Origin of the sequence: Mesorhizobium escarrei (assembly GCF_935825525.1) — a bacterium.
Taxonomy (GTDB): Bacteria; Pseudomonadota; Alphaproteobacteria; order Rhizobiales; family Rhizobiaceae; genus Mesorhizobium; species Mesorhizobium escarrei.
Genome location: NZ_CAKXZT010000149.1, coordinates 1 through 20,170 on the forward strand (window position 1 = coordinate 1; position 20,170 = coordinate 20,170).

At 59.4% G+C, this 20,170-nt stretch carries 22 protein-coding genes; 11 read left to right on the forward strand and 11 right to left on the reverse strand.

The features are described 5' to 3' along the window. The 5 genes from NMG80_RS25825 to NMG80_RS25845 all read right to left on the reverse strand — a co-directional run. Nucleotides 1-2,065: xanthine dehydrogenase family protein molybdopterin-binding subunit (locus NMG80_RS25825; protein WP_254020731.1), on the reverse strand; the 2,065-nt coding region annotated here is incomplete at its 3' end. Next, nucleotides 2,062-2,520, reverse strand: a complete 459-nt coding sequence (locus NMG80_RS25830) for a (2Fe-2S)-binding protein (protein ID WP_254020732.1) — start codon at nt 2,518-2,520, stop codon at nt 2,062-2,064. The genes NMG80_RS25825 and NMG80_RS25830, both read right to left, overlap by 4 nt. A 32-nt stretch (nt 2,521-2,552) precedes the next feature. Beyond that, nucleotides 2,553-2,873: a c-type cytochrome gene (locus NMG80_RS25835; protein WP_254020733.1), complete on the reverse strand. Its 321-nt coding sequence runs from the start codon at nt 2,871-2,873 to the stop codon at nt 2,553-2,555. A 104-nt stretch (nt 2,874-2,977) separates the two neighbouring features. Beyond that, on the reverse strand, nt 2,978-5,152 hold the full coding sequence (locus NMG80_RS25840; RefSeq protein ID WP_254020734.1) for a xanthine dehydrogenase family protein molybdopterin-binding subunit: 2,175 nt from the start codon (nt 5,150-5,152) through the stop codon (nt 2,978-2,980). Nucleotides 5,153-5,165: 13 nt separating this feature from the next. Continuing rightward, nucleotides 5,166-5,636 (reverse strand): (2Fe-2S)-binding protein, encoded by a 471-nt coding sequence (locus NMG80_RS25845; RefSeq protein WP_254020735.1) that lies wholly within the window; start codon nt 5,634-5,636, stop codon nt 5,166-5,168. Between the two features lie 296 nt (nt 5,637-5,932). On the opposite strand from NMG80_RS25845, the gene NMG80_RS25850 reads away from it, so the two are divergent. Next, nucleotides 5,933-6,835, forward strand: coding sequence for a LysR family transcriptional regulator (locus NMG80_RS25850; protein WP_254020736.1), 903 nt, complete (start codon nt 5,933-5,935; stop codon nt 6,833-6,835). Between the two features lie 208 nt (nt 6,836-7,043). Then, on the forward strand, nt 7,044-7,271 hold the full coding sequence (locus tag NMG80_RS37455) for an NAD(P)-binding domain-containing protein (protein WP_367186010.1): 228 nt from the start codon (nt 7,044-7,046) through the stop codon (nt 7,269-7,271). 223 nt (nt 7,272-7,494) lie between these two features. Here NMG80_RS37455 and NMG80_RS25860 read toward each other — a convergent pair whose 3' ends face one another. Beyond that, nucleotides 7,495-8,256: an alpha/beta hydrolase gene (locus NMG80_RS25860; protein WP_254020737.1), complete on the reverse strand. Its 762-nt coding sequence runs from the start codon at nt 8,254-8,256 to the stop codon at nt 7,495-7,497. Nucleotides 8,257-8,404: 148 nt separating this feature from the next. On the opposite strand from NMG80_RS25860, the gene NMG80_RS25865 reads away from it, so the two are divergent. Beyond that, a complete protein-coding gene (locus tag NMG80_RS25865; RefSeq protein ID WP_254020738.1) occupies nt 8,405-8,863 on the forward strand; it encodes a MarR family winged helix-turn-helix transcriptional regulator in 459 nt (152 codons plus the stop codon). A 92-nt stretch (nt 8,864-8,955) separates the two neighbouring features. Here the strand turns inward: NMG80_RS25865 and NMG80_RS25870 are convergent, their stop codons facing one another. After that, nucleotides 8,956-9,192: a hypothetical protein gene (locus tag NMG80_RS25870; protein ID WP_254020739.1), complete on the reverse strand. Its 237-nt coding sequence runs from the start codon at nt 9,190-9,192 to the stop codon at nt 8,956-8,958. A gap of 191 nt (nt 9,193-9,383) precedes the next feature. Between NMG80_RS25870 and NMG80_RS25875 the strand changes: the two genes are divergently transcribed. Further along, entirely contained in the window at nt 9,384-9,542 is a 159-nt protein-coding gene (locus tag NMG80_RS25875) for an ATP-binding cassette domain-containing protein (RefSeq protein ID WP_436798680.1), read from the forward strand. Nucleotides 9,543-9,938: 396 nt separating this feature from the next. Beyond that, nucleotides 9,939-10,370, forward strand: coding sequence for a diacylglycerol kinase (locus NMG80_RS25880; RefSeq protein ID WP_254020740.1), 432 nt, complete (start codon nt 9,939-9,941; stop codon nt 10,368-10,370). A gap of 66 nt (nt 10,371-10,436) precedes the next feature. On the opposite strand, the gene NMG80_RS25885 is transcribed toward NMG80_RS25880, so the two are convergent. Next, entirely contained in the window at nt 10,437-11,660 is a 1,224-nt protein-coding gene (locus NMG80_RS25885; RefSeq protein ID WP_254020741.1) for a DUF6600 domain-containing protein, read from the reverse strand. Nucleotides 11,661-12,256: 596 nt separating this feature from the next. Then, the gene (locus NMG80_RS25895) at nt 12,257-12,502 is read right to left on the reverse strand and encodes a type II toxin-antitoxin system Phd/YefM family antitoxin (RefSeq protein WP_254020742.1); all 246 of its coding nucleotides are present in this window, start codon (nt 12,500-12,502) and stop codon (nt 12,257-12,259) included. Between the two features lie 388 nt (nt 12,503-12,890). Between NMG80_RS25895 and rnk the strand changes: the two genes are divergently transcribed. The 3 genes from rnk (at nt 12,891) to NMG80_RS25910 (ending at nt 14,904) form a co-directional block, all read left to right on the forward strand. Next, complete coding sequence (gene rnk, locus NMG80_RS25900; protein ID WP_254020743.1) at nt 12,891-13,352, forward strand: nucleoside diphosphate kinase regulator; 462 nt, start codon at nt 12,891-12,893, stop codon at nt 13,350-13,352. 578 nt (nt 13,353-13,930) lie between these two features. Next, nucleotides 13,931-14,410, forward strand: coding sequence for a VOC family protein (locus tag NMG80_RS25905; protein ID WP_254020744.1), 480 nt, complete (start codon nt 13,931-13,933; stop codon nt 14,408-14,410). A gap of 50 nt (nt 14,411-14,460) precedes the next feature. Then, complete coding sequence (locus NMG80_RS25910; protein WP_254020745.1) at nt 14,461-14,904, forward strand: SRPBCC family protein; 444 nt, start codon at nt 14,461-14,463, stop codon at nt 14,902-14,904. 656 nt (nt 14,905-15,560) lie between these two features. On the opposite strand, the gene NMG80_RS38170 is transcribed toward NMG80_RS25910, so the two are convergent. Beyond that, on the reverse strand, nt 15,561-15,773 hold the full coding sequence (locus tag NMG80_RS38170) for a Y4oE-related protein (RefSeq protein ID WP_495664013.1): 213 nt from the start codon (nt 15,771-15,773) through the stop codon (nt 15,561-15,563). A gap of 200 nt (nt 15,774-15,973) precedes the next feature. Then, nucleotides 15,974-16,888 (reverse strand): nucleotidyltransferase and HEPN domain-containing protein, encoded by a 915-nt coding sequence (locus tag NMG80_RS25915; RefSeq protein ID WP_254020853.1) that lies wholly within the window; start codon nt 16,886-16,888, stop codon nt 15,974-15,976. Nucleotides 16,889-16,939: 51 nt separating this feature from the next. Here NMG80_RS25915 and NMG80_RS25920 point away from each other — a divergent pair, with 51 nt between their 5' ends. The 3 genes from NMG80_RS25920 to NMG80_RS25935 all read left to right on the forward strand — a co-directional run bounded on the left by NMG80_RS25920 (nt 16,940) and on the right by NMG80_RS25935 (nt 19,964). Next, nucleotides 16,940-17,944, forward strand: a complete 1,005-nt coding sequence (locus NMG80_RS25920; RefSeq protein ID WP_254020746.1) for a winged helix-turn-helix transcriptional regulator — start codon at nt 16,940-16,942, stop codon at nt 17,942-17,944. A 188-nt stretch (nt 17,945-18,132) separates the two neighbouring features. Continuing rightward, nucleotides 18,133-19,443: an 8-amino-7-oxononanoate synthase family protein gene (locus NMG80_RS25930; protein ID WP_254020748.1), complete on the forward strand. Its 1,311-nt coding sequence runs from the start codon at nt 18,133-18,135 to the stop codon at nt 19,441-19,443. 59 nt (nt 19,444-19,502) lie between these two features. Then, nucleotides 19,503-19,964 (forward strand): GNAT family N-acetyltransferase, encoded by a 462-nt coding sequence (locus NMG80_RS25935; RefSeq protein WP_254020854.1) that lies wholly within the window; start codon nt 19,503-19,505, stop codon nt 19,962-19,964. The last annotated feature ends 206 nt before the right edge of the window (nt 19,965-20,170 follow it).

Below are 20,170 nucleotides of genomic sequence, written 5' to 3' on the forward strand. Positions count from 1 at the left end.
CCTTATTCCACGCCGAAACACATGCACCATCCCACTGGCCCATGGCGGGAACCAGATGCACGTCGATTTCAGGCATCTCGTTGAACCGCAGGTATTGATAGGTATCGAAGTTCGTTTCGATCATCCTGCCATTCTCCACCGTCATTTGGCCGTAGAGGGCCGCGGCGAGGCCTTGCACGATCGCACCCTGGATCTGCTGGATCAGTATGTCGGGGTGCACGACGTAGTTCGGGTCGACCGCACAGGTCACACGATGAACCCGCAACCGGCCATCGGCGATCGAAACTTCGGCCACCTGCGCGCACCAGGAGTTGTCGCCCTGCACCAAGGCGATGCCTTGATGGTGTCCCTGTTTCGCCGCGCCCCATCCGGCATGTTCGGCCGCTGCGTCAAGCGTCGCAAGGGCGCGCGGATTCGCAGCCAGCATTTCGCGGCGCATAGCGTAGGGGTCTATGCCGCGCACCTCGGCGATCTCATCAAGAAAAGCTTCGCGGAACCAGCCGTTCTGCGAATAATTCACGCCGCGCCAAAAGCCGACGGGAATATGCGTCTTTCGCTGCGAGACCGCGACATTCAAAGCCGGAAGCACATAAGGCATGTCCTCCTCGACGAAGGCATCCATCAGCGAATGGTCGATGCCGTCGCGAAGGAAGAAGGGCGCGAGCGTTTCGCCGATCGAGGACCCGGAGAGACGGACCTTCCAGGCGGTCAACCGGCCGTTGGCGTCGAAGGACGCGCTTTGACGGGCGATTACCATCGGCCGGTAGTAGTCGTGGGTGAAATCCTCGCGGGACCAGATCATCTTGACCGGAACATCAGGAACCTGCCGGGCGATCTGGACGGCGGCTACGGCCCAGTCTTGAGCCAGTCCCCGGCGGCCAAACCCCCCGCCGATCAAGCATTTGTAGACGTGGACCTGGGTTTCATTCATTCCCAGAGCCCGTGCGACCGTGCGGCTCGTTCCTTCGCCGTTTTGGGTGGGCGCCCAGATTTCCGTGCGGTCGTTGGTCACCCGCGCGGTCGCCGTCTGTGGCTCCATGGTTGCGTGGGCCAGGAAGGGCGCCTCATATTCCGCCTCGATGATTTTGGCTGCGTTCGCCAGTGCGCTGTCGGCCCCGCCGACATCGGCGCCGACAGCTGCGTCGGCAGCCTCACATCCCTGCTGAAAGAGCGCGCGCAGAGAATCGTTCGAGACACCATCCCCGACGGATTCGTCCCAGCTGACAGGCAGGCTCTGGAGCGCGAGATGGGCCTGGTACCAGGTATCCGCCACGACGGCGACGGCACCATCGTCAACACGCAACACATGGCGAACGCCCGGCATCGACATAACCGCGTCAGCTTCGTAGGAGACAAGCCGGCCGCCGATAGTCGGACAGGCCTTCACCGCCGCATGCAGCATGCCAGGAAGCGACGTGTCGATGGCGAAGATCGGCTCGCCGAAGACCCGCAGGGCCGCATCGAGACGACGCGCCGAGGTGCCGAGGAGCCGCCATGCCCCGGGAGGCTTCAGGGCGACCTCGGCGGGGACAGGCCGCGCCGAAGCCCCTTCGGCCAGTTCGCCATAGGTCAAGGTTCGGCCCGACGGTGTGTGCGTCACGATGCTGTCGCGGGCCGTGCATACCCCAGACGCAACGCCCCACCTGTCCGCTGCTTCGGCGATTAACATCTCCCTTGCCTGCGCTCCGGCCTGCCTCAGGTATTCCTGCGAGGCGCGCACGGAAATGGAGGTCGACGTGACCATGTCGCCCCAAGGCTTGTCGTTGTGGATGTTCTCGTAGGTGTCGCAATATTCCGCGCGCACCTTGGCCCAGTCGCACTCCAACTCTTCTGCGACCAACATAGGCAAGGCCGTCATGATGCCTTGCCCCATGTCGCTGCGGGCGACACGGATCGTGACGATCCCGTCCGGATTGATGGCGATCCAGGCCGTGACATCGGCGGCTTTGTCAGCAGCGACATCCGAAGTCTGCGCCAATACGCTTGGCACGCCGAAGGCCAGGCCGCCGGCCGCCGCAGCAATGCCGAAGAAGAACTGACGACGGGTCTGCGTAAAGGCGGTCATCGCTGCAATCCCGCAGCACGATGGATGGCCTCGCGGATTCTCTGATATGTTCCGCATCTGCAGAGATTGCCGGACATCGCTCCGTCGATATCGGCGTCGGTCGGCTTCGGATTGGCGGCCAGCAGCGCCGCCGCCTGCATGACCTGGCCCGACTGGCAGTAGCCGCACTGCGCGACATCGACCTCGAGCCAGGCGACTTGTGTCGGATGCGGACTCTCGGGGGTTCCAAGACCTTCAATCGTCGTGATCTGCGCCCCTTCGACATCGGACAGCATGGTGACGCAGGAGCGAACGGCCTCGCCGTTTACGTGGACCGTGCAACAGCCGCAAAGCCCAACGCCGCACCCAAAGCGGGTTCCCATCAAACCGAGATGATCACGAAGCACCCACAACAAGGGGATGGCACCATCCGCTTCGACTTCTCGAGGAATTGCATTGACCGTCAAGGACGCCATTCTTCGCTTTCTCGCTGCTCGGTTTCGACTCTTCAATCCGACTGAAGCGTCTTCAGATATGCGATCAGATCCGCGCGGTCCCTGGCCTGGGGGAGACTGACCGTCATCGTCGTGCCGGGAAGAAACTTGGCCGGCGCCGCGAGGTAGCCATCGAGGGCCTGTTCATCCCACACGGCGTGATTGTCGTTCATCGCGCTCGAATATCTGGCTCCGGCCACCGACCCGGCAGCGCGACCGACCACGCCGTTCAGCGGCGGTCCGATGCGGTTCTTGCCATCAAGCGAATGACAGGCAGCGCACCGGGCGAAGACGACCTTGCCGCGGGCGGGATCACCGTCCGCCTGCGCCGGCATGGTCGCGATCGAGAGAAGGGCAGCCGCCCAAAAGAGTCTGGGCGAACGTTGTTGTTGGAGAGTCTTCGCCAATGAAGCGTCGGTTCTCATGTCTCGCGTTGCCTTCAGGTAGGAATGAGGCCGCTGCCGGCGAGCGGGAGATGACGTATGCGTTGGCCGGTCGCGGCGAAGACGGCGTTCATCACCGCTGGAGTGGCCACGGCGATCGGCGGCTCGCCACCGCCACCCCAGAAATCCCTGGACTGCAGAACGACGGTCTCGACCCTCGGCATCTCAGCCAGACGCAAGACGCGATACGTATCGAAGTTGGTCTGCTGGATCGCGCCCCCTTCGACGGTGCACTGTCCGTAAAGAGCCGCGGAAAGGCCGAATGCGCAGGCGCCTTCGGCCTGGCGCGCGATTAGTTCCGGATTTGCCGCGTTGCCCACATCGATCGCAACGACGAGGCGGTCGAGCCTAACGAGAGTATCCTTCAGCGAGACTTCCGCAACCGCTGCAACATAGCTTCCATAACCATTGGCGACTGCAATTCCGCGAAAGACGCCCTCCGGCGCTGCCTGACGCCAGCCGCCGCGCTCGGCGGCGGCTTCGAGTACGGCACGGTGTTTGGGATGCCCAGACATCATCTCAAGCCTGAAATCGAGCGGATCACGCCCTGCGGCGTGGGCTAGCTCATCGACGAAGGACTCGAAATAAAAGAGATTCTGGTTGAGGTTGACTCCGCGCCATGAGCCGGGTCGGATCGACGGATTGAACATGACATGGTCGATCAGCAGGTTGGGGATGCCGTAGCTGAGCGTGCCGTTGCCTTCTCCTACGTAAAGTCCGTGGAAAACGCGCGGGTCCTGACCGTCGACGAGCCGGTGTGGTGCGATCGAACCGGAGATCGACTGACCCGAGATGCGCATGTGCAAACCAGCGATCCCGCCTTCTGCGTCAAGCGCTCCGGTCAGGCGGCAGCGCGTGACCGGATGATAGTAGTCGTGGGTCATGTCTTCTTCGCGCGACCAGATCATCTTCACCGGCGTACCGGGCATCTGCTTGGCGATCAGCACCGCCATCCGCGCATAGTCGTGGTAGAGACGTCTACCGAATCCACCGCCGAGATGAAGCCGGTGGACCTCGCAGTTTTCTGCAGGCAGCCCGCTGGCCTCGGCGATGGTCTCTAGGCAGGCACCGGCATGCTGGGTGGGTGCCCAGATCTCGCAACGATCCGATGTGTAGAGCGCTGTGGCGTTGATCGGCTCCATGGCCGCGTGAGCCTGATACGGATAGCTATAGTCGGCGGTGATCACCCGTTCACTGCCTTCGATCGCAGAAAGCGCTTCGCCGACCGTCGTGCCGGAGTAACCTTGTTCGGCGTCAAGCCCTTCCCGCAGGCGATCCGAAATCGTCGCATCGTTTACGGTTGTGTATGGGCCCGGATCCCACTCGATTTCCACGGCACCCAAGGCCGTGCTGGCCTGCCACCATCGGTCTGCTACTACTACGACGGCAGTGTCATCAATCGTGAGTACGTGGCGGACGCCGGGCATCGACCTGGCGACATCCGCGTTGAAACCACGCAGTTTACCCCCGAAAACCGGGCAGGACTGGACAGCGGCGTTCAGCATTCCCGGCAGGGCGACATCGATGCAATAGAGTTGCTTGCCGGTCAGTTTGTCGGGCGTATCCAGGCGGCGTAGTGGCTGGCCCAAGATCCGCCAGTCTTCAGGTCTCTTGAGGGACACGTTGGCTGGCGGCTCCGTCTCCGCCGCCAAGTGGGCAACCTCTCCGAAGCTCACGCTGCGGCCGCTCGGCATATGTCGGATGGTACCCGCCGCGACCGAACATTCGCGCTCTGCGACATCCCATAGACGAGCGGCTGCGGCGACCAGCATCACGCGAGCGGTGGCGCCTGCCTGCCGAAGCGGCTCATGCAGCTCACGTATCGAACCGCTGCCGCCCGTCTGAAAGTCGCCCCAGAATTCGCCGCGTACAAGATTCTCCCTAGGCGACGCATACTCGGTTCGCACTTGCGACCAGTCGCATTCCAGTTCTTCGACCAATAGCTGCGCCAGTCCGGTAAGCGAGCCCTGCCCCATCTCTGATCGGGAAATCCGAATGACGACGTCATTGCTGGGATAGATCATGACCCAGCCACCAAGTTCATGTGGCGCTCTTGTCGGGTCGAAGGTCTCGGCTGGAGCACGCGCGGCGAAGCTCAGCGCGAATGTGCCGAATGCTGCCGCAGTCGTTTTGAGGAAATAGCGGCGAGACAAGGATGTGCCTGCGGTCATCGCGCCCGCTCCGTTAGTTGCTGCTCTGTTTGGCAAGTTCGACCGCCACTTGTCGGATCGCGGCTCTGACCCGGTTGTACGCACCGCAGCGACAAATGTTGGTTATCTGCTCGGCGATGATCTCGTCGGTAGGCTGCGGATGCTGTGACAGAAGCGCGGCCGCGGCCATTATCATTCCCGATTGGCAATAGCCGCATTGCGGGACGTCGCCTTGCAGCCAGGCCTTCTGCACGGGGTGTGATCCGTCTTCGGAGAGTCCCTCGATCGTGACGATCTTCTGGTCCTGTTTGATGGCGCCTACGGGCATTGAACATGACCGAACGGCCACGCCATCTATGTGCACAGTGCAGGCGCCGCATTGGGCAATCCCGCAGCCATATTTGGTGCCAGTCAGACCCGCTTCCTCGCGCAGCACCCACAGGAGTGGAGTATCCGTGGAGGTGTCGATTTCGTAAGTTTGTCCATTGATCCTCAGGTCGATCATCTACTGCCTTCACTTCTGAACTCAACGTCTTCAAGACGCCGCGGTGGGACTCGTTTTTCCCGACCTCATCAGATTTGGGCGTCGAGCTTGTCCTTCCAACATCGGGAAATTCTCTTATTGTGTCCAATCGGAGTTTGCCTCATATTGATAGAGTATCTCTATCAGCAAGGTGTTTTCGGGCACGACGTCGCGCGATTTGCCTTGGCCCATGCGAGCTTCTGCCGGGCAGCGTCGGCGATCGAGGCATCGCGCACCCGGCCTCCGCGAAGATGGTATGCTCCGAGAAAGGGAGTGCCTTGGATTATCGCGCCCTAGAGTGCTTTGTGATCACTGCGGAGGAGTTGCACTTCCGCCGCGCGTCTGCCCGCCTTAATCTGACGCAGCCGTCGCTAAGCGCGCGAATAAAAGCGCTTGAGAAGGAAGTCGGTACCCAATTGTTGGAAAGGACCCGCCGGCATGTTGCGTTGACGCCTGCGGGAAGGGCCTTTTTGGACAGCGCTCGCTCGGCGGTCGCGAATACCACCGAAGCCCTTAGAAGCGCTCGCATGGCGGCTTCTGGCGAAGCTGGCCGCTTACGATTCGGGTTCACCGGCCTATCCACCTTTGGCGATATGCCCGACCTCGTGCAACGGTTCCGCAGCCGCTTCCCAGCTGTTGAGGTCGAACTCGTTCATGCCGACACGGCAAAGCTAGAGACGGGGTTGCTGACGGAAGAGATAGACGTTGCCTTGCTCCATCCGCCGCTTGAGCATGACCAGTTTTCCCGATTGGACTTCCCACCAGAGGATCTCGTCCTGGCGCTGCCGATGTCGAACGAGCTTGGTAGGTTAGAGGCTATTCGTATGCCGCTTCTGTCTGGCCAGCCGCTTCTGCTCCCCCCTCGGCGCGCCGGGCCGCATCTTTACGATCAGATTATTCACCTTTGCCGTACGGAAGGTGGTTTTAGTCCTTGGGTCGTGCAGGAAGTAGCCACCATGACAACCCTTATCGGACTGGCTGCTGCCGGACTTGGCTGCGGCTTTGTGCTGCGTTCGTTGGACATCATCAAGCATCCGGGTGTGGCCTATCGCCCACTCGCAAGCAAAGCGCCTCGTGTTGATACTTCACTCGTGTGGCGTAAGGGGCGCTTATCCAAAGTAGCGAGCAACTTGGTACAGATCGCCCGCGTAGAGATGCCCCACCATCGTAATGGTCCCTGAAGTCTACGGGCTAGCGCCAAACCTAATACCGGCCCGAATGCAATCGCATTAGGAAACGGCTATGGCGATCGAGGCATACACGCGAGCCTTCCAGAAGGCGCGATCCATATCTCGTCGAGCACGATCAGCGTGGCGCTGTCGGAGCGGCTGACAGCAGCTCATGCCGCAGCCGGCCAACGCCGCAGCGCCGGTATTCGGCCGGCCCGAGATGGCGGTCGCCGGCCGCCTGTTTGTCGTCGCCGCGTGCACTCGTGGCGCCATCGAGGTGGCGACGCCGCTCCTTCAGGCGATTGGGCAGAAAACGTTTGTCGTTTCCGAAACGCCGAACGTCGCCAATCTCGTCAAGCTGAGCGGCAATTTTCTCATTGCATCTGAAATCGAATCCTTCGGAGAGGCCATGGCGCTAAACAGCAGGGGTGGCGTCGACAAGCGTTAGTATCTCGATCTCCTCACATCCAGACCTATGGCACCTTGATCGCCGAGGGAAAGTTCGAGCCACCAGGCTTTGCCGCACCGCTCGGGCAGAAAGACATTCGGCTGCTGCCGCCGCCCGACGTGCTCAACCAGTTGGCTCAATCTCCGGCGATGATGTCGCGTTCATCATGGCGACGAGGAGATACCGGAGCGCCGCGCGCTCCGGTATCTTGAACGATTGACCTTCACTTGGCCGATGCAGCCTGCTCGATGACGGCGGCGACTGCCTCCGGCTTCGACACATAGACGGCGTGGCTGCCCGCGGTTTCGGTGACAATCGAGCCGGCTCGTTCAGCCATCATGCGCTGGGCGGGCGGCGGGATCATGCGGTCATCCGAGGCGACCAGATAGTAGCTCGGCTTCGACTTCCATGCCGGTTCGGTCACGGCGCCCGCCAAAGCCTCCACGCCCCACGGGACCTGCGAGTCGGCCATGAACGAGGCTGTCGTCTCGTCGACATCCGCAGCGAAGGACTCGGCGAACTTCGTCTTGTCGAGGAACAGGAAACCATCAACCGGCGGCAGGATCGGGGGGACCGGTGCACCAGCTGGAGGATTGGCGATCAGCGACGAAACCGACTCGCCTTTGTCAGGTGCGAATGCGGCGATGTAAACAACGGCCTTCACCTTCTCGTCCATGCCGGCGTCGCTGACGACCACGCCACCGTAGGAATGGCCGACCAGCACCACCGGCCCATCCTGCTGTGCAATCGCCAGCTTCGTCACCGCCACGTCGTCGGCCAGCGAGGTGGTCGGATTCTGGACGATGGTGACGTTGTAGCCGTCCTTCTTCAGGATGTTGTAGACCCCCTGCCAGCCGGAACCGTCAACGAAACCGCCGTGGACGAGAACGACGTTCTTTGCGCCTGCCGGCTGTGCGGCGACGGGAGTGATTGCGGTTGCAGCCATTGCCAGCGTTGCTGCTGCGGCGATGAGGGTGTTGGTCATCTGCATATCTCCTTTTGCTTTTCGCGGTAATAATTATCGCGATAATCAACCTATATGCTCGCGTTTTCCCCTTGTAAAGTGATTTCTTTATCGCGATATCATTTTTTGTGGTAAGCGATTCGTATCGCGCTGTTGAACGGAGATGACCATGGCCGCCGATCCACTCCTTCCTCTGGACGGTCAACTTTGCTTTTCGATTTATTCGACTTCGATCGCCATCCAGCGCGTGTACAAGCCCATGCTAGACGAGTTGGGCGTCACCTACACCCAGTATCTGGTGCTGAGCACGCTCTGGGAGCGCGACGGGCTGACGATCGGTGCCATCGCCGACAGACTTGCACTCGAGCCGAGCACCATAACACCGGCCGTCAAGCGGCTGGAAGCTGCGGGCTTTCTCGCCCGGCAACGCAGCACGTCGGATGAACGGCAGGTGCAAGTCCATCTCAGCGAAAAGGGCGCCGCCCTGCACGCCAGGACCGGCTGTCTTACCGCGGCGCTGCTCCGCAACTCGGGCTTCACGATACCGGATATGATCGACCTGAACCGCAAGGTGCAATTGCTGCGGGACGGGATGCGAAAGGCTGCCGAGCAAGCGCACGCCAGTTAGACCTTGTCGTACCGTCCACTTTCAAGGAGGCGCTGCGTTCACTTCGGGCAGACGAAGGTCGACTTCGGGTCAAACATTCACTTTCCGTCGGATCAGAAACGGCGAACCGCCGACTTCCGCAGTACTGCATTTGGTACCGCATCGCCGATTGAAATCCCCTCAAGCTTGATTTGGCTTTTACGTCTCAGTCCGTCCAATCCATCATAGGCAAGAGCAAAACGTCGGTCTAACGTATTCATTTTATTATCTTTTTTCGTTCTCAGTCCGTCTAATACCCCGTTGGACAGATTGAGCGATTTGGCAACCAGCGACCATCCAAACGTATCCAAAGTTACGATTTTGCCGCCATAGCTGAAGGCACTTTTGCCGCAACAAGCGTCTCATTGCACACGCGGTGCACACGAGAGGGATTGGCCTTGCTTAAAGAATCATATTGATGCCTTGGCAAGCTCAGACGCATTCAGGCCATGTTCAATGGTCCGTCCGGGCCGTCGGCTGGCCCCATCCCAAATGGTGAACGATGATCGTCGTCACCCACGAGATAGCCTTTGCCCGTGAGGTGTCGAACCACGTCGCCTTCTTCCACAAGGGCAAGATTCACGAGATCGGCCCTCCCGGGCAGGTGATAGGCAATCCGCAACAACCCGAGACGGCCGCTTTCCTGAAATCTGTCCTGTGACATCATGGTCGCCATCGAAGCAGGGAACTGGCAGAAGTCCGCATTCACTACCGAGCCGACGCTCAGTCACACAACTACGACCACAATGGGGTCCAGGATTGCCGGTTCGTCTTTTCGCTTCGGGTTCCGCTCACGAAGCAGCTCGGTACGAGAATGGCACGGATTCGCAATGTGGGTATCGGCTGTAGCGGTCTCCCGTTACCAAAATCCGATTAACGTCGAGGCGTTGATGGAGGCGAATTTTCCGCCCAGCAGGCGTATGATCGGCCAGTTCAATCCCGTCTTGGTGAATACGGGCACCGAACTCATCCTTTTCGACACAGGCAACGGGCGGGAAGGCAGGGAGCTCGGCACAAACCTTGCGAATGCGACCAGACCGGCTACGGTGGAGTACTCATGAAAAAGACTGTCGTTAGAGTCGTCTGTGCCATTGGCCAAGCGGGGCAGCTCGGCCTCAAAGGGGGCCTTCCCTGGGAAGGCAACCGATCGCCGGAGTTCGTCGCCGACGTTGCACGATTTTTCGACCTCACCAGAGGACACGTCTTGCTCGCCGGTCCCAAGACGATCGCGAGCGTTCCGGATTTTGCTCGCGCGGATCGGGAACTTGTCGTCGTTCGCTCCGGCATGGATCCCGAGGACACACTCCAGCGCTTCGTCGGCCGCGTTGTCTTCATCGGCGGCGGCCCGCCAGTGTGGGACGCCTACGCGCGCTTCGTCAGCCATTGGGATATAACGTGTCTGCCCTATGACGGGCCGGCGGACCGCTGGTTCGATGCAAGATGGCTTACGGCGGGTGGCGAGGTTGGCAGAAATCAGCGCGACCAATGAACGCTCGGCTCACAGCGGGCACCGCGGTGGTAACGATCGCGGTGCCCATAGTCTGTACCCGCACGCCTAGCAGTTCGCCCCAGTCTGCGGATCGCACGCCTTGTTTTCTTGCTTCTGTGGTTTGGGCTCGGCCGCCTGTTCGGGCTCGGCCTGCTCCTGCTCGGCGGCTGGCTGCTCCTTGGCCTTCGGCTTCTCAGGCTTGGCCGCCTGTTCGGGCTCAGCCTGCTCCTGCTCGGCGGCCGGCTGCTCCTTGGCCTTCGGCTTCTCAGGCTTGGCCGCCTGTTCGGGCTCGGCCTGCTCCTGCTCAGCGGCGGGTTGCTCCTCGGTCGTCGGCTTCTCAGGCTTGGCGGTCTCTTCCGGCTTAACCTCTTCATCGGTCGCCGGCGCCTGTTCGGTCGTTGCTGCGCCTTCGGTCGGCTTGGATTTCCGACCTGCCTGAACCTGCTTCACCTCCTCGATGTCTTTGAGCTCAGCTGGTTTGGCATCGGGATCGGCTTTCACTTCACCTTCAAAGATCGTGACCGTATTGTTTTCCAGTTTGCCGGCCTGCTCGGGCGTCTCGGTCTCGCTGACCTCGACGACAGTCACCTGCTGGTTCGTCTCCTTCTCGATCACATCAACATCAATGACTTTGTTGATCACCACGTTGTTTTGGATCGTCACGTCGCCGGCCGGCTCGGCCGCCTCGACAATGCGCACAAACTCCGGCTCATCACGGATAACGACGACAGAAATGTCATCCGCGAGGAATTCGCGGGTCGGGACCACGACCCAGTAAAAATCCGGCGTGGTGTCGATGGTCACCTCGATTGAAATCAAATCGGGATCGCGGCGCGGCGGCAGCGGAGCCCAGACGATGTGCTCCCTTTCGCGCCGCCAGCTCACCCATGCTGGCCCCCAACGAGTGCCGGGAACCCAGTACCAGCCGATGTCGTCGGCATAGCCCCAGCGGCCGTAATGGTATGTCGCCCAGCCGAACGGCTCGTCTGACACCCAGAGCCAGCCATACTGCTCGGTATAGACCCAATGTCCAAGTGTATACGGACGCCAATCGTCAGCTACATCAACCGGGACGAAAACGGTCGCTCCCCGGTACGAAACCCAATCACCGTGGGAAGACAGCTCATCGTAGAATGTGCTGATCGAAATGGAAACGTCGGTGGCAGCCCTCGCCTCGGACACAAGCGACAATGGCGCCACCGGGTTGGGAATCTCGACGACCGTGAGCAGGCCGGCGGCTACGCCGCCCAGCATCAGCCGGACAACGTTTTGGGCAAGGACGCGTTTCATCCTAGTCTTCCTCCGAAACAGATCGCCCTTCGTCCTGAAAACTCACCGGCTGTCGAATTGTTCCGGCTTGGCATCACACGATGAATACCGGGATCAACATCAGAGTTGCTTCATGAGGTCGGCGAACCAGATCACGACCGCCGTCACAAACCTGCGCGGGAGTACCAATGCTACGGAAGCTTTTGCGCAGCGGTCGGTCGAAGCCAGATTCGTCAAAGGCGACGCACAGGCGCGGGATACTGCGCGACCAGATCGTCGACGGTCAGCAACGTCATGCGTTCCACGATCGATTGAGCAATCAGAATCGGATCGAAGGGAACCTTGTGGATGGGGGGAAGCCCCTCTGCCGCTATGGCATGCTCGCTTGTGATTGGCAGCTCATAACAGCCATTGTCGATCAGGCCCCGACGCAAAAGTCGCACATCGACGGTAAAGTCTGCCCGGCCCAGCCCCCGTTTGATCGCAATCTCCCAGAGACTTGCAGCGCTGAACGTCAGGATATTGTCGGCATTCTCGATCTCCGCGAAAGCGGCAGGCGAAAGCTTGTCGGGCTCGCCCGCCGCCCAGAGCAGAAGATGGGTACCCGAGCAGAACTTTCATGCGTCGCCGCCAAACAGCTTCTCGATTTCCTCACCGGCCATGCGATCAAAATCGTCCGGAACGGAAAACTGCCCGGCCATAAACCCGACGCGACGCGTTTCGCCGGCCGCAGGAGCGTCAATGGCGATGACTTTCACCATCGGCTTGCCGGATTTGGCGATGATGAAAGATTCGCCCTTGGCTGCCTTGTCGACAAGGCGGGACAGATGCGTCTTGGCCTCGTGGATATTGACGATGCGCATTGCGAACTCCATGCGTTAGTCCGCGAAACTTAGTCTACCCGAACTTCAAGGGCATCTGCCGAAGAAGGCTGAAGGCCGCGCCTTGCTACAGGGTTGCTACAGGGTCGACTTGACTTCCCCGATCTCGTCACCAGTTATGGTTACATGAACGCCACAGAAAAGATCCGTCGCGATTTTCTTTTCCGGGTTTGCCCCATCGCGGGATCGTAACCCCCGGCTCGGCTGCCATGCGCCCCGGGCCGAGGGGCAAGCACATGAAATCGACATCGAACGTATGCAGGCCGCCAGCACCGCTCTGGAGCATTGGCTTCGAGCAAGGTCTGTCTCGAATTGGCCGGTTCACCATGCTTGAGGCAGCCCGCTCAACTGAGAATATGAGTATTCGAAAATGCAAGATAACATGAAGGCCCGGCGCAAGCCGGCCATCCGCATCTCGCAATCGGACCATGCGCGTTTATCGGTGCTTGCGAGCACCGTGGCCGCACGAAATCCGGAGGCTTCCGATGAACTGCTCGCCGAACTCGAGCGAGCGCGCATCGTTTCCGATGGTTTGATCTCCGCGGGCGCCGTCCAGATGGGTTCGACGGTGACGTTCAAGCCCGATACCGGTGACGCGAAAACGGTGACGCTGGTTTTCCCTGGCGAGGCGGACATCTCCGAAGGCAAGATTTCAATCCTTACGCCGATCGGCACGGCCCTGATCGGCCTCTCGGCCGGACAGTCGATCATGTGGACCGCGCGAGATGGGCGGCGGCATGAATTGTCGGTGCTTGCCGTGAACCGGCCTGCTCGGGAAGGTGATGCAGCCGATCAGCGTGCACCAGCACCTCCGACGACGGCGGGCGTCTAGACTTGGGTGTTTCCGCGAAAACGGCGGGCAGCGCGCCGAGGACCTCAAGCGACTTCTTCACGAACGCCTCGTGATATGACAACCGGTGCTGAAGCAAACGGCCCGGCCCTACGCCGACCCCGCCCTTCAGCCTCTTGACGTGGTCCAGAACAATTGCAGGGTCATAGGGCTTCGCGAGGTGAGGCCCCTGTTCGGCCAATCAGTCGTTCACCAGGCACAGAGTGGGGCGGGTGGGTGTGCCCAGATCGTAGGAATCCATACGCGCGCCAACCGGCGGTTGGAGGGTCGACTCGGTTAGGTGGGCCTGCCGCGTGGCAAAAAAGTAGAGGTTGGCTGTCGGGAGGCGCGCCACTTGTTCGTCCTTGGACAGGAAGCAACGAATGCAGGTGAAAGACCCGTGAGAGAGTTTAGATCATCGAACACATCTCTGGACGGTGTGATACAGGCCGACCTTATGATGGCGTTCATCGGTCCCGTTCTGGCCGACGAGGCGCCCAAGGGCTGGTTCGACTGAAATCTGGCAATCGCGGCGCGAACAAATACCCACAAGAACCGAACAAGAACCGAGGAGATTAGATATGACGAAACTCGTGACCTGCCTGTGGTTCGACCACGGCGAAGCACGCAAGGCGGCAGAGTTCTATGCCGCCACCTTTCCTGACAGTCATGTGGATCGGCTGAATGCGGCCGCGTCGGACTACCCTGGCGGCAAGGAAGGCAACGAACTGACGGTCGAGTTCACACTGCTCGGCCAGTCTTTTCTATGCCTGAACGGCGGCCCGAATTTTAGGGCGAACGAATCCGTCAGCCTCATGGTGCTGACCGAAGATCAGGAAGAGACCGACCGCTACTGGAACGCGATCGTCGGAAACGGTGGCAGCGAGAGCGCCTGCGGATGGTGCAAGGACCGATGGGGCTTCTCCTGGCAGATCACGCCGAAGCTGCTGATGGAACTGACGACCAGCCCAGACCGCGCCAAGGCCAAGCGCGCGATGGAGGCGATGATGACGATGAAGAAAATCGATATCGCGGCGCTGGAAGCCGCAGCAGCAGGCTAACCCGATCCAAGGCAACGACGCCCTGGTGAACTCAATGAATGGAGATGATCATGCCCAACACCGTTAAACTGCACCGGGTTTTGGCCACGAAGCCCGAAAAGGTCTATCGCGCATTTCTGGAACCTGACGCGGTCGCGAGTTGGCTCCCGCCCTTCGGTTTTACCTGTACTGTGCATGAGCTTGAGGCGAAGGAAGGCGGCAAGCACAGAATGTCCTTTCGAAACTTCACGACTGGGCAAAGCCATTCCTTCGGCGGCACCTACTTGAAACTCGTCCCCGGCGAGACGCTCATCTACAGCGACGTGTTCGATGATCCGAACCTTCCGGGCGAGATGAAAGTGACCGTCACGCTGACGGCCGTTTCAGTCGGAACGGAGATGACGGTGGTTCAGGAGAACGTGCCCGATCTGATCCCCGTGGAGGCATGTTATCTCGGTTGGCAAGAGTCGCTGCGTAAGCTTGCTAACCTCGTCGAGCCCGAAATCACGCAATGAACCGTCTGCATGATTTCATCCAACTGCGACAACGAGGGAAACAAAAATGACCAACCAGCAGATCACCATTGCCACCACGATCGCTGCGCCGATAAAACGCGTCTGGGAGGCCTACACGACGCCCGCTGATATCACGCGGGCGCGCTTTGCGTGTTGAATTCATCGAAATGCGCCGTCCGGCAGTGTTCGTCGAAGGCGGCCTCGCTATCCACGCGACCGCGCAACCATGCCAGTCCCGAAACGGCGAATTCACAGCCATTGCGGTCCCGCAGGCGCCGGCGGACCGGACATGCGCGCTAGCACGCGGTGTGATGCGCCGGTTCCCGGCTAGGATGATCTGCAGAACTCACCGGTGAAAAGCCGGCGCGTACCCACAGCGTCGGATCCTGGCGGAAACGGAGTGCCCCGATACATCATTGGCGGCATGCGACAGCGCCTCGACCCCCCGGCGGACTCATTCGTCGCTGTGGCCCGCTTCGCGGAGTCGGCCAAGATCGGCCCGGCAAACGAGGCGCAAGCCGGGATCAGCAGCCGCCAGTGTTGATGAAACGGCCAGGTCTGGAGCCCAATATCGCCTCAACCTGTCCGACACCGTCGAGCTTCATTAGGTTCGCTGGGATAACCGACGGCCGGATCGAGATCTTTAAGAACGAAGATCACTCCCTCCTGTTCGCCGAGGGCGGCGAGAAGTGACTCTCGAAAACCCGAAACCAGAACCGATAATCGGCTTCGCGACCGTCACAGCGCGCGGAAAGAGCACACCAAGCGGCGGCGAGCGCAGCATTATTATGGCCAAGTGTTGCAGTAGTGGCGAGGGCGTTTGCCTTGCCATCAACGGCCGAAGGGGTTTGTCTGTCACGTTTTTGCATGGCGATGTTCCTGCGTGAATGTCCGACGCAGGGTTTTTGGGATGGCCGGACGTTGATCTCCAACTGAGCCACGATCGAGGCAACCCGCCTCGACTTTGTCGTGTCGTCCCTGGCATCCACATCGCCTTCATTCGACAGTCTTGATAGATTCTCCTCTAATCCGAAATAAAATCGGCTGCCGCCGGTTCAAAACCCCAGCCTCACTCAGCAGCAACTTGTTGGGCGAGCATTTCCAGATGTTCGCTGCAGATCGACTCAACAAGACCATGCAGGATCGCCGTTCGTTCGCCGAGCCATTGCAACGCCTCGATGCTGATCTGATAGTGCTCGGAATATCGCGCCTTCACATAAGCCTCGTTCAGTGTGTTGAACCAGGCACGAAAGCGTTGCTGGTCGCGTGGCCAGGCTTCGGTCAACCGCCGGTCGCGCTCCTCGGCCAGAGTGCGAAGGAAGTTCAAGTTGTGTGATGGCGGGCTGTAGCCTGTGAGGGTCAGCAGTAATGCAGAATACGCATGCTCAATTGCCTGATGCAGCTGAAAGGCGGAGTTGCTCAACTCGTTATCGTTGAGTGCTATCGCAAAAAGCTTTAGTTGATACTTCGCGAATGGAATACGATTCTGAAAATGCTCACGAGCCAACCTCAGCGCATCCGCCGGGCTCTGCGGTTTGGGTTCCGCCAACGGCTCGTCATCGAGCTCGTAAAGCACGATACCCTGGCGCCGTATCTCGGAGAAGAAATACTGCCCTTGCCTGAGGGCAGTATTCACTTCGCGGCGAGAGTGCACGATCAAACCGACCTGGGTCGACACACCGCGATCGCGCAACAACCGATCGCTGGCCTTGTACCAGTATGTGGCAAAGTCCGTCAGCTTGCGATTGTTTACGACGACTAACAGATCAAAATCCGAGCGGTACCCTTTTATAGTATGTGGCTCATCCACCCAGTCTCCCCGCGCGTATGATCCGAACAAGATAATCTTTAGAATCCTGCCCTTTTTCTTGAACTCGGCCGAACTGCCTTTGAGCGCATCCTCGAACTCTTCGTGGAAGATCTCGACGACGCGGGCCAGTTCGCGCTGTTTGTTCGTTGGTAGGTGATCAAGGCTGGTTTTCATCATGCGATAATGCGTGGTCCGCGATCTGGGCGAAAGGGTTAGATGATGCCTATGGCGAAATTCATGCCCGCCGGCAAACCTCCCTGGATTTTACCTTGGATCGAGTTTCACAACTCCTGCTTGTCACAAACAGATCCAGGTATTATGTTGCAACATAATCGCGACGTCAAACAGGACGTTGCGCCAACAATAGAGAAAAAGAATCCCAGGGAGAGGCCAGACCTGCTTTTTGCAGTAGAGCCACCTAATATTTCAAAAGGCCATTCTCCCGGATTTGTTGCAACATCAGCGCGACGTCGAACGCAAGTTCGAGACGTCCCATCAACTGCGAGTCCGATCGGGATGAGACCTTGTATTCTCGTTTGCTCCTACGATGCCAGCTATTATCTGCTGATCAGCTATATCCTCGAAATCGAGGGATTTGCTTGTCTGCCGGCCTGCGATTGCGCAAATGCCTTGGAATTGTTGCCGCAACGCCGTGTCACGGCTGTGCTGCTCGATTGCAACGACAATTCATCCTGCAAGCCCGACGCAATCGATCGCATCTGTCAAGCGACTAAGCAACATTTTATTCCCGTTATCGCTGTACTGCCTTCAGGAAACGAAGCCCTGTATTTCGAGCTTCTTAAGGCCGGTGTCGATCACATCTTTATATCGCCACATCACCCGTCGCAGATCGTGCACGCCTTGCGTGGATTGGCAGGTATGGGTGAGCAGCTGGCTGGCCCAGAGGACCTTGGCCAGACCGGATTTTCATGGGGAAAGCTCGAACTGTTTCCTCAGCAGCATCGCGTTCGGTACGACGGCAAGGATATTGTCCTGGGGCCGATACAGTTCAAGCTCCTGGCGACGATGATGCACGACCCCGATCGCATCTTCAGTAGAGAGGAATTCATCCGAGCGGCGTGGGCGCCGAAGGTTCACGTCGAACCGCGCACCGTTGACGTGCATATGGGCCGACTGCGCGAGGCATTGCGGAACGCCGCCGGCCGCGATGTCATTCGTACGGTGCGTTCGGCAGGCTATGGTCTCGATAGCCCAATCGAGAAGACTTAGGTCAAGCCTCGAATGTGGCTCGTAAGTTATGGCCGTCACCAAAGATTGTCGCAAAATTGTTTCCGGCTTTATGGAGTTTCACGGGCCGGGCGCCGACTATTGGAACGACGAGACATGGCGCGGAACTAATTTCCTCTTCATTGGCCCCCTGCCCTTTCTCTCGCTGCGTTGAGCGCTGGAGGAATTCGATGGTCGATCAATCTGTCGGGGCTGCAACCGGTGGCAGGCGCGCAAGCCGAAACACTCAGGGCTTGATCGAAAGGGCAAGCGGCCATTTCGCCGCTGCGCGTCTCGAGGGGCTGATTGCACTGTATGCACGACCATTGACCGGGCGGGGCGTGGCAATCAGCATTGGCGAGGACATGGAACGATCGGTTGTCGATTTCGTCCGCTGTTCCTACCTTGGCCTGGACAACCATCCTAAGATCGTCCGAGGGGCTATCGAAGCCATCGAGTGCTACGGCACATTGCACTGGTCGTGTGCGCGTACGCGTCTGAACTTCGGTTTGATCGGGGATCTGGAAGACAGCCTGTCGGATCTCTTCGACGCTCGCGTGATCGTCTACACGACCGTGCTGGCGGCCAATATGGGAGCGCTGCCAATCCTGGCGTCCGGCCATCTTACCAATGGCAAGAAACCAGTAATGGTATTCGACGAGCTCGCGCATGCATCCTTGGCGTTTCATAAGGGCACGATCGCCGAAGAAACTGAAGTCGTTACAATCCCCCACAACGACTTGCAGGCGCTTGAGGCGATCTGCCGTGACAAAGGCACTGTCGTCTACATCTGTGACGGCATCTACTCGATGGGGGGCGGCGCGCCCATCGAAGATCTGCTGGCGCTACAGCAGCGCTACGGCCTCTTTCTTTATATCGATGATGCCCACGGCATCTCAATCTTTGGCCGTAACGGCGAAGGTTACGCACGCTCTCGGATTCCAGGCACACTTGGCGATCGCACTATCATTGCGAGTTCCCTTGGGAAGGGCTTTGGCGCGTCGGGCGGCCTGATCATGTTGGGCACATCACGACAAGAAGAACTGTTTCGCAGCTTCGCTGTCGCGCACGCTTTTTCGGCCTCGCCGAATGTTGCGGCAATCGGTGCGGCACTGGCATCGGCCGAACTGCATCGCACGCCCGAATTGCATCGCCTTCAGTTGGCGCTTCAGGACAGATTGCAGCTGTTCGACAGGCTGTTTGAGACGAGAGGCGCCCACGGCAAGCTCCCGATTCGCTTAGTTACCATTGGCGACGAGCTGGTTTCGATCGGAGCGGCTCGCGCCATTCTCGACCGCGGCTTCTACGTGTCGGCCGTCTTCTTTCCGACTGTTCGGAAAGGGAGATCCGGCTTGCGCATATGTCCGACGGCCGGACACCAACCCAAAGACATCGAGAATTTATGTGAAGCGCTTGCCGCGATTGTCCCACCCGACGAAGTCGGCCAAAAGGCGCCGGCGACGCTTTCACCAGACGTCCCAAAGGCGGGAGAAGGTCGTTGACAATTCTGGAAACGGGTCGTCTCTTTCTACGCCCTCTTCAGCCGTCGGATGCGGATGCGTTGTTTCAGCTTCACTGCGATCCACTCGTCGTTCGGCTCACAACACACGGCCAACCGATGACCCGTGTCCAGTCGGACGAACGTCTCGACCTTTATCTGCGGGAGGAGAGAGACTTCGGACTGACTTTCTTTGCCGTCTTCGAGAAACAGCCAAACGGTGATCTTCTCTTCGCAGGGCGATGCGGCCTGCGCAGCTTCAAATATGATGCCGTCGAAATCGGCTATTGCTTTTCCGAGCGCGCCTCGGGACGCGGTCTGGCGACCGAGTCCGCCTGTCTGATCGTTGCCGATGCCTTTGGCAGATTGGATCGCCGCAAACTGGTCGGATTGGTCCGGCCGACCAACCAGCAATCGCAAAGGGTGCTCAAGAAGCTTGGCTTCACACAGAACGGCATGACATTTTATCGCGATGTCGATTATCTGTGTTTCGAACGGAACAAGGGTGACAGTGCGTATATCTGAAGCACGCTGCGAGCGGCCACCCACGTCTTTCGAGCCGCACAAGCTGTGCTTTGCAGATGAAAACTTCGCGCCGTCAGTTCGCCGTTCAAACGCTTAGTTTGAAATTCGCAGCGTTGGCCCGGCGGCTACAGAACGGACGCATTGTGCTTATTCTGAATCTTGAAGCGTATGGCCACTCCTGGTGAGAAACGCCCCTGCGCCCGCCT

Excerpts from the sequence above, each read along its gene's own strand:
- NMG80_RS25830 (WP_254020732.1), bottom strand. The coding sequence starts at position 2,520 with ATGGCGTCCTTGACGGTCAATGCAATTCCTCGAGAAGTCGAAGCGGAT.
- NMG80_RS25835 (WP_254020733.1), bottom strand. The coding sequence starts at position 2,873 with ATGCCGGCGCAGGCGGACGGTGATCCCGCCCGCGGCAAGGTCGTCTTC.
- NMG80_RS25840 (WP_254020734.1), bottom strand. The coding sequence starts at position 5,152 with ATGACCGCAGGCACATCCTTGTCTCGCCGCTATTTCCTCAAAACGACT.
- NMG80_RS25845 (WP_254020735.1), bottom strand. The coding sequence starts at position 5,636 with ATGATCGACCTGAGGATCAATGGACAAACTTACGAAATCGACACCTCC.
- NMG80_RS37455 (WP_367186010.1), top strand. The coding sequence starts at position 7,044 with ATGGCGGTCGCCGGCCGCCTGTTTGTCGTCGCCGCGTGCACTCGTGGC.
- NMG80_RS25860 (WP_254020737.1), bottom strand. The coding sequence starts at position 8,256 with ATGACCAACACCCTCATCGCCGCAGCAGCAACGCTGGCAATGGCTGCA.
- NMG80_RS25865 (WP_254020738.1), top strand. The coding sequence starts at position 8,405 with ATGGCCGCCGATCCACTCCTTCCTCTGGACGGTCAACTTTGCTTTTCG.
- NMG80_RS25875 (WP_436798680.1), top strand. The coding sequence starts at position 9,384 with ATGATCGTCGTCACCCACGAGATAGCCTTTGCCCGTGAGGTGTCGAAC.
- NMG80_RS25880 (WP_254020740.1), top strand. The coding sequence starts at position 9,939 with ATGAAAAAGACTGTCGTTAGAGTCGTCTGTGCCATTGGCCAAGCGGGG.
- NMG80_RS25885 (WP_254020741.1), bottom strand. The coding sequence starts at position 11,660 with ATGAAACGCGTCCTTGCCCAAAACGTTGTCCGGCTGATGCTGGGCGGC.
- NMG80_RS25895 (WP_254020742.1), bottom strand. The coding sequence starts at position 12,502 with ATGCGCATCGTCAATATCCACGAGGCCAAGACGCATCTGTCCCGCCTT.
- rnk (WP_254020743.1), top strand. The coding sequence starts at position 12,891 with ATGCAAGATAACATGAAGGCCCGGCGCAAGCCGGCCATCCGCATCTCG.
- NMG80_RS25905 (WP_254020744.1), top strand. The coding sequence starts at position 13,931 with ATGACGAAACTCGTGACCTGCCTGTGGTTCGACCACGGCGAAGCACGC.
- NMG80_RS25910 (WP_254020745.1), top strand. The coding sequence starts at position 14,461 with ATGCCCAACACCGTTAAACTGCACCGGGTTTTGGCCACGAAGCCCGAA.
- NMG80_RS38170 (WP_495664013.1), bottom strand. The coding sequence starts at position 15,773 with ATGCAAAAACGTGACAGACAAACCCCTTCGGCCGTTGATGGCAAGGCA.
- NMG80_RS25915 (WP_254020853.1), bottom strand. The coding sequence starts at position 16,888 with ATGAAAACCAGCCTTGATCACCTACCAACGAACAAACAGCGCGAACTG.
- NMG80_RS25920 (WP_254020746.1), top strand. The coding sequence starts at position 16,940 with ATGGCGAAATTCATGCCCGCCGGCAAACCTCCCTGGATTTTACCTTGG.
- NMG80_RS25930 (WP_254020748.1), top strand. The coding sequence starts at position 18,133 with ATGGTCGATCAATCTGTCGGGGCTGCAACCGGTGGCAGGCGCGCAAGC.